The 11,471-nt window shown below is 54.9% G+C and carries 9 protein-coding genes and 1 pseudogene; 7 read left to right on the plus strand and 3 right to left on the minus strand.

The genetic code is table 11. From position 1 onward, the window contains the following. The first annotated feature begins 94 nt into the window (after window positions 1–94). From QHL1GM_RS02425 to QHL1GM_RS02450, 6 genes are all read left to right on the plus strand, one after another. Window positions 95–781, plus strand: coding sequence for a hydrolase (locus tag QHL1GM_RS02425; protein ID WP_071693055.1), 687 nt, complete (start codon window positions 95–97; stop codon window positions 779–781). A 111-nt stretch (window positions 782–892) separates the two neighbouring features. After that, window positions 893–2,788: an amidohydrolase gene (locus tag QHL1GM_RS02430; protein WP_071693056.1), complete on the plus strand. Its 1,896-nt coding sequence runs from the start codon at window positions 893–895 to the stop codon at window positions 2,786–2,788. A gap of 69 nt (window positions 2,789–2,857) precedes the next feature. Beyond that, complete coding sequence (locus QHL1GM_RS02435) at window positions 2,858–4,480, plus strand: MFS transporter (RefSeq protein ID WP_071693057.1); 1,623 nt, start codon at window positions 2,858–2,860, stop codon at window positions 4,478–4,480. 130 nt (window positions 4,481–4,610) lie between these two features. Further along, the gene (locus QHL1GM_RS02440; RefSeq protein ID WP_071693058.1) at window positions 4,611–5,867 is read left to right on the plus strand and encodes an ISL3 family transposase; all 1,257 of its coding nucleotides are present in this window, start codon (window positions 4,611–4,613) and stop codon (window positions 5,865–5,867) included. 175 nt (window positions 5,868–6,042) lie between these two features. Continuing rightward, window positions 6,043–6,345 (plus strand): GNAT family N-acetyltransferase, encoded by a 303-nt coding sequence (locus QHL1GM_RS02445; RefSeq protein ID WP_071693059.1) that lies wholly within the window; start codon window positions 6,043–6,045, stop codon window positions 6,343–6,345. A 44-nt stretch (window positions 6,346–6,389) separates the two neighbouring features. Then, the gene (locus QHL1GM_RS02450) at window positions 6,390–7,337 is read left to right on the plus strand and encodes a pirin family protein (RefSeq protein WP_071693060.1); all 948 of its coding nucleotides are present in this window, start codon (window positions 6,390–6,392) and stop codon (window positions 7,335–7,337) included. Between the two features lie 151 nt (window positions 7,338–7,488). Here the strand turns inward: QHL1GM_RS02450 and QHL1GM_RS02455 are convergent, their stop codons facing one another. After that, window positions 7,489–8,316, minus strand: coding sequence for a hypothetical protein (locus tag QHL1GM_RS02455; protein ID WP_071693061.1), 828 nt, complete (start codon window positions 8,314–8,316; stop codon window positions 7,489–7,491). Window positions 8,317–8,415: 99 nt separating this feature from the next. Here QHL1GM_RS02455 and QHL1GM_RS19615 point away from each other — a divergent pair. Then, window positions 8,416–8,573 (plus strand): annotated as a pseudogene (locus QHL1GM_RS19615) (transposase); the annotation flags it as partial. A 79-nt stretch (window positions 8,574–8,652) separates the two neighbouring features. Here the strand turns inward: QHL1GM_RS19615 and QHL1GM_RS02460 are convergent. Further along, window positions 8,653–10,209 (minus strand): NAD(P)H-dependent oxidoreductase, encoded by a 1,557-nt coding sequence (locus QHL1GM_RS02460; RefSeq protein ID WP_071693062.1) that lies wholly within the window; start codon window positions 10,207–10,209, stop codon window positions 8,653–8,655. 100 nt (window positions 10,210–10,309) lie between these two features. Beyond that, a complete protein-coding gene (gene iadA, locus QHL1GM_RS02465) occupies window positions 10,310–11,449 on the minus strand; it encodes a beta-aspartyl-peptidase (protein ID WP_254795246.1) in 1,140 nt (379 codons plus the stop codon). Window positions 11,450–11,471: the final 22 nt, after the last annotated feature.

Below are 11,471 nucleotides of genomic sequence, written 5' to 3' on the forward strand. Positions count from 1 at the left end.
AAGCCAAGATTGTAGTCCAATTATAAGCGGGGATGGCTTGGGATAGTGAATGGCCGTTTCAAGACATCCATCACATTTGTCAAAGGTGATCCCAATGCAGAACCCCAAGCTTGAAGTATTAACCCCCAGCAATTCGCAGTTGATCTTCATCGATCAACAGCCTCAGATGGCTTTCGGCGTTCAGTCTATCGACCGGCAAGCGCTGAAGAACAATGTTGTTGGCTTGGCCAAGGCTGCGAAAGTGTTCGGTATCCCGACAATCATTACCACCGTCGAAACCGAAAGCTTTTCGGGTCATACCTATCCCGAACTGCTGGAAGTGTTCCCTGATGCGCCCATCCTCGAACGCACGTCGATGAACTCCTGGGATGACCAGAAAGTACGCGATGCGCTCAAGGACAACGGCCGAAACAAAGTCATTGTTTCGGGCCTTTGGACAGAAGTCTGCAATACCACTTTCGCGCTCTCGGCGATGCACGATGCCGGATACGAAATCTACATGGTGGCTGACGCCTCCGGCGGCACCAGTCAGGCGGCCCACGATTACGCGATGCAGCGGATGGTACAAGCTGGGGTGGTGCCGGTGACCTGGCAACAAGTGTTGCTGGAGTGGCAGCGTGATTGGAAGAACCGCGATACCTACGACGCGGTCATGGCCGTGGCGAAAGAGCATTCTGGCGCCTACGGCATGGGCGTTGATTATGCCTACACCATGGTGCACAAGGCGGAAGAGCGAGTTAAGCATGGCCCCACGTTAGCTCCCGTTCACGCTGAGATATAGGCCGTTATGGGGCGGCTCTGGCCGCCCTCATCCTAATATTACGTTATGTTTGCACCCAGCGGTTGGGAGCCTAGCACCTATACAGCACGCCTTAACGATGGAGTATCCACTATGTCCGATTCTGCTCCCGACATTATCTTTCATAATGGTCAGATCACGACGCTTGATAGGGCGAACCCCAACGCCACCGCCGTTGCGATCAAAAATGGCAGGTTCCTGGCCGTCGGCTTAGATCAGGAGGTCATTGCCTTGGCCAGCCCAGGCACCCAGGTCGTTAATCTCCAGCGGCGTAGCGTACTGCCCGGCCTGTTCGACAACCATACCCACGTGGTGCGCGGCGGCTTGAATTACAACCTCGAACTGCGCTGGGACGGCGTACGCTCGCTGGCTGACGCAATGGACATGCTCAAACGCCAAGTCGCCATTACCCCCGCACCGCAATGGGTGCGCGTGATAGGCGGCTTTACCGAGCACCAGTTCGTGGAAAAACGCCTGCCGACCCTGGCAGAAATCAATGCGATCGCCCCTGACACCCCCGTGTTCCTGATGCACCTGTATGACCGTGCTTTACTTAATGGTGCTGCCTTGCGTGCCGCTGGCTATACCAGGAATACACCCGAACCGCCTGGTGGTCAGATCATTCGCGATGCTAACGGCAACCCCACCGGACTACTGCTGGCCAAACCCAACGCGATGATTCTCTACTCCACGCTCGCCAAGGGCCCAAAGCTGCCGTTCGACTACCAGGTTAACTCCACTCGCCACTTCATGCGTGAGTTGAATCGTCTCGGCGTGACCGGCGTGATTGATGCAGGTGGCGGCTTCCAGAATTACCCAGAAGGCTATGAAGTTATCCAGAAGCTTTCTGATGAAGGGCAGATAACCGTTCGTCTGGCCTACAACCTGTTTACGCAGAAACCTAAGGAAGAAAAGGAAGACTTTCTGAAATGGACGTCAAGCGTAAAGTACAAGCAGGGCGATGACTATTTCCGCCACAACGGCGCTGGCGAGATGCTTGTTTACTCGGCTGCCGATTTCGAGGATTTCCGTGTAGAGCGTCCCGACATGCCACCAGAAATGGAGGGCGAGTTGGAAGAAGTCGTGCGTGTGCTAGCAGAAAACAAGTGGCCCTGGCGGTTGCACGCCACCTACGACGAAACCATTACTCGCGCGCTGGACGTGTTTGAAAAGGTTAATCAGGATATCCCGCTAGACGGTATTAACTGGTTTTTCGACCACGCTGAGACTATTTCTGACAAATCCATTGACCGCATCGCTGCGCTGGGTGGCGGCATCGCTGTTCAGCATCGTATGGCCTACCAGGGCGAATATTTTGTCGAACGTTATGGAGCCCGTGCCGCCGAGGCGACCCCACCCGTCAAACGCATGCTAGAGAAGGGCGTTAAAGTCTCCGCTGGAACCGATGCTACCCGGGTGGCCTCGTATAACCCCTGGGTGTCGCTATCGTGGATGATCACCGGCAAAACGGTCGGCGGTCTCGGCTTGTATCCGCGAGATAACCTGCTCGACCGCGAGACGGCGCTGCGCATGTGGACCGAGAAAGTGGCTTGGTTCTCCAACGAGGAAGGCAAGCGGGGCTGCATTAAGGCCGGCCAGTTCGCTGATTTTATCGTACCGAGTAGAGATTTCTTCAGCGTGCCTGAAGATGAGATCTCCTTCCTGACCTCCGACCTGACGGTAGTGGGTGGGCGCATTGTCTATGGTGACAATGATTTTGCGACACTGGACGACAATTTGCTGCCGCCTGCCATGCCTGACTGGTCGCCGACACGCACCTTTAAGGGCTACGGTGCCTGGGGCGAGCCCGAAGGTGCGGGTAAACATTCTCTGGCACCGTTACAGGCTCAAGCGATGGCCAGCTGTGGCTGTGCTAGCGCGTGTGGCCTACACGGCCATGATCATGCCCGGGCCTGGGCATCTAATGCGCCGACGTCGGATCTTAAAGGTTTTTTCGGTGCTCTCGGCTGTTCCTGCTGGGCCGTGTGAAGGTGCACACCTAATGCATACGTACACTGCTTTGGAGCAAAGACCCCTTGGGTTGCAGGAGCTAGAGACATGAGTAAGGCCCAATCCACTAATCTTCCCACATCTCCGGACAGTGCTTTTGCTCCGTTGCGGCAGACCCTATTCGCCGTACTCTGGGCGGCCACCATTATCGGCAGCATTGGCAGTTTCGTGCGTGATGTGACCAGTGCCTGGCTGGTGACGGATCTATCCTCTTCGCCAGCGGCCGTCGCTATGGTGCAGGCTGCCGCTACGCTGCCGGTTTTTCTTTTGGCGATACCGGCAGGTGTGCTTTCCGATATGCTCGACCGGCGTAAGCTGCTGATCTGCGTTCAGCTTATGCTGGCTTGTGTCAGCGTTTGCCTCGTTATTCTTTCGCTTACGGATCAGCATTCTGTGGCATCACTGATAATGCTTACTTTTATAGGGGGCATAGGCGTTGCTCTGATGGGCCCCACTTGGCAGGCCATCGTCCCCGAGCTGGTAGACAAGAAAGACTTCAAGAACGCAGTGGGACTTAACTCGCTGGGGATCAACATTGCCCGTGCCGTAGGTCCTGCTTTGGGCGGGCTGCTGTTGGCCAGCATGGGTGCAGCGTTTACCTATGGAGTAGACGTTCTGAGTTATGCAGTTGTCATCGCTGCGCTGATTTGGTGGAAACGACCAGCAACACAACGGGATGCCCTATCCGAACGCTTCCCAGGTGCTTTCCGAGCCGGGCTGCGCTATGCCCGCGGCAGTCATGAGCTGCATGTTGTCCTGCTGCGCGCTTTTCTCTTCTTTGCGATGGCCAGTTCAGTCTGGGCGCTGTTGCCTTTAGTCGCACGTCAGCTACTGGAAGGCGGCCCTGGATTCTATGGCATATTGCTTGGCGCAGTTGGCCTGGGCGCAATCGGAGGGGCTGTTATTATGCCCCGTTTGCGCACGTACCTTAGCGCCGACGGCCTACTTCTAACGTCGGCATTGGTCACTTCGGCCGTCATGGCTTTGCTATCCCTGTCGCCGCCTAAATGGCTCGCAGTATCCTCTCTATTGATTCTTGGTGCAGGGTGGATTACAGCGTTGACGACGCTCAATGGCGTAGCGCAGGCAATTCTTCCCAACTGGGTGCGTGGCCGCTCCCTAGCTGTATATCTGACGGTGTTCAATGGCGCCATGGCCGCGGGCAGTTTGGCATGGGGGGTAATCGCTCAAGGAATTGGCGTGCCCTTGGCGTTCCTATCTGGCGCGGTCGGGCTAGCAGCGATCGGATGTATTGCACACCGTATCAAGTTGCCCAAAGGCGAATCCGACTTAATGCCGTCAAATCACTGGCCTGAGCCACTGACAGCCACTCCCGTCGAGTATGACCGCGGCCCGGTGCTTATCCAGATAGAGTACCGAATAGCCCTCGAAGATCGTTCAGCATATCTGAAAATATTGGCTAGGCTCTCGGCTGAAAGACGGCGTGATGGCGCCTATGCGTGGGGGATTACTGAGGATTCAGCCGATCCCACCTTGATGTTGGAATGGTTCCAGGTTGAATCCTGGGCAGAGCATCTGCGTCAGCATAAGCGCGTTTCTAAATCAGCCGCCGATATCCAAGAAGAAGTCCTGCGTTTCCACCAAGGGGAGGAACGCCCGGTCGTGCGCCATTTTCTGACTTTCAATCATCCCCATGAAGGTCGAGCGTAAGGTTTGATTCAATTCAAGGGGCTGAGTACTGAGCTTAGTACTAATTTTAAGTGGCTCTTCGACGTTGTGTGTGGAATTTGTCTCCTGAGCTGGGCCAGAATAGGGACTCCACAACGGCAGTAGGTATGGCATGGACGGCACCCAGATTCTAACTCTCGGCCTGGGCTTAGAAGCGCCCTGGATCCTCAAGAACCAGCACCTGGATACCTCTGTGTCGCCCCACCGTCTGGATCTCTATGTCGAGGCGGAGCGAGGCAGTCTCTATCCCTGTCCGGAGTGCGGTAAGACCTGCCAGGCCCACGACTTTGCCGACAAAACCTGGCGGCATCTGAACTTCTTTCAGCATCACTGTTACCTGCATGCTCGCGTGCCTCGCACGAAGTGTCCTGAACATGGCGTCAAACGCATAGAGGTGCCCTGGGCGCGGCCGGGCAGCGACTTCACCCTGCTGTTTGAGCAAGCGGCCATGTCACTGGTCAAGGAGATGCCGGTGCTGGCCGTCTCCCGCCAGTTGGAGATTTCCGACAAACGACTATGGCGCATCGTGCATCACTACGTGGGCCGAATGCTGGGGGAACTGGATCTGTCCAAGGTGGCGGCGGTCGGCGTGGACGAAACCGCGTCCCGGCGCGGCCATCGCTATGTCACGGTATTCCTCGACATGAAGCGCAAGCAGGAACCGGTGATCTTCGCTGTTCAAGGCTGCGGCAAGGATGCCATCCAAGCATTTAGTGCCTTCCTGACAACCCATGGCGGCAATACGGACAATGTGGTCGAGGTCGTCTGCGACATGTCACCCGCCTTCCTTAGCGGCATCACCGAGCACCTTCCCAAGGCCGAGGTAACGGTCGACTGGTTCCATATTGTGCAGACCTTTACCAAGCGGCTGGACGAGGTACGCAAGAAAGAGCGCCGCGAGCAGGAACACCCTAAGTCGCTGCGCTGGGCACTGCTGAAGAACCTGGACAACGAGAATCTGAAACCTCCACAGTTGGCGGCGCTCCAGGAGTTGGTAGCCGATCAGAGCGCCACGGCCGACGCCTGGATAATCAAGGAAAAGCTGCGCTGGATCCAGAAGGCCCCAACGCCCAGAGCGGCTCGGTGGCGCATCACGAACTACCTCAAAGTCATGCAAACGGCGGTGTCTAAAAAGCCACTACTGAAGCCGATGGGAAAGGCCTTGGCGACACTTGAGCGGCACGCGGAAGCCGTGGTTAGGCGCTGGCACTCGGGACTGACGAACGCAAGACTGGAAGGGATGAACGGTCTGTTTCAGGCGGCTCGGTCACGCGCACGTGGCTATCGGAACGAGACTAACTTCATCGCCATGATCTACCTGATTGGCAGCCCGGTGGGCCGCCTGTTCGATCAGGCTAAATCCACATGAAGTGACGAAGAACCTTTTAAGTACAGGTCTTAAGTACAGGTCTTAAGTACAGGTCTTAAGTACAGCTCTTAAGTACTGGTTTTAAGTGCTAAAGAAATAAAAGACTCACGATAACTATTAACTTATAGAAACAAATGCTGAGTTGTTTGTTCGTTAATACAACAAGGAGAAAGCAATGTCTGGAACACCTGAAGCCTATTTTGCCATTAAGCATGAAACTAGCGATACCAAAGGGCGCTATGTAGTTGAAATTAATGGTGCCAAAGCAGAGATGACCTATTCGAAAGCGGGTGATTCGATGATCATCATTGATAGCACTGAAGTGCCTGATGCCATGCGCGGACAAAAAGTGGGCGTTGCATTAGTGACTCAAGCGGTGGGAGACGCCCGTTCTTCGGGTAAAAAAATCATCCCGTTATGCCCATTTGCAAAAGCACAGTTTGCACGCCACTCAGAGTGGCACGATGTGCTGTTGTAAGGTACGCGCCTCATTTGCCTACCTCTTACATCTGGAGAATACCTATGAGTTGGATGCCTGATTTAGAGCCAAAATGCCCATCCGCCGGTAGCTTGAATGATATAGAGACACTGATTGTTCCACGCGCTCGGGATTTGGGTGGTTTCGAGGTGCGACGTGCACTACCTGCCCCGAAACGGCAGATGGTAGGGCCGTTCATTTTTTTTGATCAGATGGGACCCGTTGAGTTTCTTGAGGATGAGGGCATTGATGTACGCCCACATCCCCATATTGGGCTTGCCACAGTGACTTATCTATATCAGGGGGAGTTTCAGCACCGTGATAGCCTGGGGACTAATCAAATAATTCGTCCTGGCGCGGTTAATTGGATGGTGGCGGGCAATGGGGTCACCCATTCAGAGCGCACCAGTGCAATCACTCGTCAGAACAAGCACTCGGTGTTGGGGATACAGACCTGGGTGGCACTTCCCGAAGCTTATGAAGACCAGCCTGCCAGCTTTGAGCATCATAGCGAGGAGTCGCTACCGATGCTGGAAGGTGAGGGTAAAGAAGTGCGTCTGATTCTAGGCACGGCCTGGGGAGAACGGGCACCGGTACAAACCTTCTCTGAAATGTTCTATGCGGATGCCGTACTGCAACCAGGTGCAAAGCTCCCATTACCGGATGGCCATGAGGATCGAGGTATTTATGTTATGTCCGGTAGTGTCATTATTGCAGGCGAGACCTTCGAGTCCGGTCGCATGATGGTATTCCGGCCAGGCGATCCGATAACGGTGGTAGCGGGCGAAATCGGCACCCGACTGATGCTGCTGGGCGGTGAAACTCTGAATGGCCCCCGCTATATTTCCTGGAACTTCGTCGCTTCATCCCGAGAAAAGCTAGAAGCCGCCAAACAGGCTTGGGTAGAAGCGGATTTTGAGAATGGTCGCTTTCGCCTTCCCCCTGGAGACGATGCTGAGTTCATTCCTTTTCCTGGAGAACCTGCTAAATAACACCCATAAAAAGCTGGCTGCCTCAGGCAGTCAGCTAACCCACTCAATGATTTAATAACGCTTAGCGGTTTGGTAGTTCTGAACCATGGGGAAACCTCAAATCTCGGGTAACAAAAAGCCACTGCTGGTGGTTTTTGCTAGCTGTTCTTTGTTACTTTTCAAACTGAATATGAAGAGGGCCGGGTTTCATGTTTCTAAAATTTACCCGATGAGCCCCTTTTGAGTTAATAAACTCAATTTTGTTTTCGCCATTCACTACTGCTTTAGCTGCATCCATTTCTGATAACGCTAGCTGATCATTGATGCTTAGTAGCACATAGTTCGGATGTAGCATGCCCTCAAGCTGTGAAGCTGAATGTATACTGACAATTTTCAGACCATCATCGGTGTTCTTATAAGACCGAAGTTGATCCGCCTCTCCTTGAATGCCATGAAAAGACGTACGATTAAGGAATAAAGTATCTGTTTTTTCTTCCCCTTCAAGCGTCAAAAAAGTAATTGAATTTTCACCGGTAACGATACGATCAACGACATCATTTTCTAATGATGTGACTGGCTGGCCGTTAAAGGTAATAATCATGTCCCCGGTGGAAAGGGTTTTAGAAAGAGAGCTTGTTGCGGGCACCGATGTTAACCTGAGAGCACTGTTTTTTAGGGTGTTCGGCTGTTCTGCGTCAGGCTTAGATAAATCCATTCCCACCAACTGATCACATGTGTTCTGATAAATACTATTAATCATGCTGAAAATGGCTGCTAGCATGGTGGCGCTTACTGCTTGCCCTATTGCAATCGCCCATATAAATACGTTCGGCTCTGTAGATGTTTCTGTCTGGCCAACACTATTAAGGCGTGGCACTTCAATAAATCCAGCGGTAGCAATAACTGCAATACCGCCCACAATTGCGAGCAGTGCAAGAATCCACGCAAGTGCGACCCAGCCGTTCCAGCGCGTTCTATCCGGTATATTTTGTGCTGACATAAAAATCCCCTGTTGAGTTACCCCAATAGGAAACGTACCGCACTTCGTTAATTATGACGAGGCTTCTAGTGTCAACGGAAACAGCCTTCTTTCGCGCCAACACTTGAGCCCGATGCGCGTCACGCGCTGCGTGAACAGAAGAGCCGCCCGCTAATCGATTAACTTCAGGCCTGGCTCGACAAGCCGTGGCCCAGGTGCTGACTAAAAGTGCGCTGGGTAAAGCCCTGCACTACCTGAACAACCAGTGGCCACGCCTGAATGAACGGTCAAGTCTCGCGAAACTCGGCGCGTGAGGTTAAGCAAGCTTTACTTGGCCGTCCTTCGCCTGCCGATGCTTTATAGTGCCAGCCTTAGCAATGGAACCAGCCCAAACCACACTACGTAGCCCAGCGAAGCAACCACCAGCCCATCAATGCGGCCGGGGTCGCGATCGATTCGGATCTGCCGATACAATAGCCAGGTCAGTAGAACAGCGTGGGGGACAACCAGCCAGGCAATGCCGCTGTAGGCGCCATTAGCCAGTCCTAACACCTGCCATGTCAGCGCGGCTGCAGCGGAGAGCAGGACGAAGAATAGCGCGATACGCAGCGCGTTTTTGAATCCAAATCGTACCGCCAGGGTGCGCTTGGACACTAGGGCATCCGCCTGGAGATCCGGTATGCCCGCCAGCGTGATAGAGGGCAATATTCCCAGGAGCATCGGCACGCTCAGGAGCCATGGCGTGGGGTCGTTCCAGGTCCCGCCAAGGAACACGTATCCACACAGCAGCACGCCGAGACTGTGGGTGACTGCAACATCTACCTCTCCTAGCCCGCGATAGCTCAGCTTCAGTGGCGGCGCCGTATAGCCGATGGCGAGCACGGTCAGAACGCCAAGTACCGCGATAATAGCAATCGGTGCCCCCGTGGATAGCGATAGCAGCCAAATCGTGCTGGTCAACAGGCCCAATAGCGCAACGCCAATCCCGACCTTGACCTCCTGCTGGCTCAGTGAGCCGTCAACCAGTACGCGCGACCCGCCGGTGAAGGCGTTGAAGTAGCGATTGCGCTGGTCTGTGGGCAGATCGATCAGCTCATTGATCAACACCGTTGCCACCTCCAGAAGGAAAAGGCAGAGGTAACCGACCCAGAACACCGATGTCCCGAGGACAGGGTTGCCGGGGGAGGCCGCGAGAGCGCCGATGGCATACGCCACCCAAGACATTGGATAGAACTGCAGCCGCAGACTTCGCAGCCAAGCGCCAGTTTTGTGCCTAAACCGTTCCATCCGGGTAATCCGCCCCTGCTGTAGGCGCCGGCCCTGTCGTTCGGCGCGGGCGACCCATTCTTCTCGTTGGTTCGCACTGGCGTTTTTGACAGACCCAAACACCAGCGAACGCACTGGTCGTATGCCACAAAAGCCCAGGGTCGCCCGTGCCAAAGCATTCTTGCCCGGTTGCCGGTAAAGCAGCCGATGCACGAGCGGCGGGGTATCCATGGTGGTGATCAACTGAGCAGAGCGGCCTTGCAACAGCCCTTGGTAACCCGTGCCGCCTTCGCAGGTCTTGAAGGCAAAACCAGGGGCCATGAGTCGATCCAGAAAGCCCTTGAGCAGGGCGGGAGCAGTACCCCACCAAGTGGGGTAAACGAATACCAAGTGATCCGCCCAAAGAAAGAGCTCCCGCGCTTCGCACAGGTCGTCTTCGAGTGGCTGATCGTTGGGGGAGGGCGTGTGTAAGTCGGGATCGAACTCCAACTTTGAAAGGTCTAGCCTGCGCAGTTGCACCCCGGCTGCGCGTGCGCCCTGGCAGAAAGCCTCCGCCAACGCTCCGCAAAAGCTATCAGAGCGGGGATGCCCCAAAATAACCAGCACGTTGAAAGGCTGTCCAGTCGATCCGAATCTCTTAGCCAGCATGCATATCCCCCCTCAGCCCCAAGCGAATTGTAGTAAGGCGCCTGACCCCGTATTTGCCCGTTTCTGGCACTGAGTTATCGCACTTCAGAGAGTTTTTGGGCTATTCCGTCCGGTTCACGCCATAGATACATTTCCCCGCCACGAACGTCTGCTGCGGCTGAAGTTCGCTATCGAGTAGCGTCACATCGGCGTCGAAGCCGGTAGCTAAACGTCCCTTGCGAGTGTGTAAACCAAGTACCCAGGCCACGTTCGTGGAAATCAGACCCAAAGCTGATTCGAGAGGCAGCACCCCTTCATGAACGAGGCGCTGCCAATCCGCAATCAGAGTCGTGTTTTTGGCTACTTTCATTCCCATATACGCCCCGGTGGCATCGAATTCCGGCAAGCTGCCATTGCAATCCGAGCTCATAGTGATGCGCTCAGGTGGTACGCCTAGCTCGAGTAATCGTGACACGGCATCAAAGCCGGAAAGGCCGTCGCCAGCATCTTCGAATGCCGTGACGTCGACACTGGCGCTATACGTCAATGCGTAGTCCGCGGCTTCCTCGAGCAGGGCAGGGTGGCGGTTTACATGGGTGGGAATCACTTGATCGGCGGGAATCTCGGTTTCGAAGAGTAATCTACGCAGCGGCTCCAGCCCCCGTTTTCCGTCACCGATATGGAAATGACATATACCTCGTTTGCCAGCCAGCATAGCCCCAACTCTGGTATCACTTACGATCCGTTCTATTTCATCCTGGCGCGGCTGGCTCGAACGATGGTCCGAAATGGCGATTTCGCCCAGACCGATAACCTCTGGAATCCAGGCCAGGTCGCGCTGAATGTCGCCAGTCAAGGTGGGGGGTGGGACGCGATAGGCACCGGTATACATGAAAGCCGATATGCCTTCGGCCTTGAGCCCACGCACCTTGGCCAGAAGATCTGCTGGGCTGCGGCTGATACTGTCAGTGCCCAGCACACCTACCACCGTGCCAATACCCATCGACGCGATTTCGTGGGCCGAAATTTCCGGACAGCGGGTACCACAACCACCTTCGCCTCCGCCTCCAGTGACATGCACATGCTGGTCGATAAAAGCGGGAACCGCGGTAAGATCGCGGGCTTCAATCACCCGAATAGGCCAGCCTTTGGGGGTGTCGAGGTCGTTGCACAGGGTGATGATTTTTCCACCCGCCATGAGTAAATCGGTCGCTTCGAGACGCCCGGGCGCAAAAATAGCGCCGACTCGCAATAGTGTCATGAGCGGGGTGTGATTTTCGCTG

It is taken from the genome of Halomonas sp. QHL1, assembly GCF_001882345.1.
In the GTDB taxonomy this organism is placed as follows: Bacteria; Pseudomonadota; Gammaproteobacteria; order Pseudomonadales; family Halomonadaceae; genus Vreelandella.

What these genes read in the sequence shown, in the direction of transcription:
- QHL1GM_RS02425 (WP_071693055.1), top strand. Translation starts at nt 95, where the DNA reads ATGCAGAACCCCAAGCTTGAAGTATTAACCCCCAGCAATTCGCAGTTG.
- QHL1GM_RS02430 (WP_071693056.1), top strand. Translation starts at nt 893, where the DNA reads ATGTCCGATTCTGCTCCCGACATTATCTTTCATAATGGTCAGATCACG.
- QHL1GM_RS02435 (WP_071693057.1), top strand. Translation starts at nt 2,858, where the DNA reads ATGAGTAAGGCCCAATCCACTAATCTTCCCACATCTCCGGACAGTGCT.
- QHL1GM_RS02440 (WP_071693058.1), top strand. Translation starts at nt 4,611, where the DNA reads ATGGACGGCACCCAGATTCTAACTCTCGGCCTGGGCTTAGAAGCGCCC.
- QHL1GM_RS02445 (WP_071693059.1), top strand. Translation starts at nt 6,043, where the DNA reads ATGTCTGGAACACCTGAAGCCTATTTTGCCATTAAGCATGAAACTAGC.
- QHL1GM_RS02450 (WP_071693060.1), top strand. Translation starts at nt 6,390, where the DNA reads ATGAGTTGGATGCCTGATTTAGAGCCAAAATGCCCATCCGCCGGTAGC.
- QHL1GM_RS02455 (WP_071693061.1), bottom strand. Translation starts at nt 8,316, where the DNA reads ATGTCAGCACAAAATATACCGGATAGAACGCGCTGGAACGGCTGGGTC.
- QHL1GM_RS02460 (WP_071693062.1), bottom strand. Translation starts at nt 10,209, where the DNA reads ATGCTGGCTAAGAGATTCGGATCGACTGGACAGCCTTTCAACGTGCTG.
- iadA (WP_254795246.1), bottom strand. Translation starts at nt 11,449, where the DNA reads ATGACACTATTGCGAGTCGGCGCTATTTTTGCGCCCGGGCGTCTCGAA.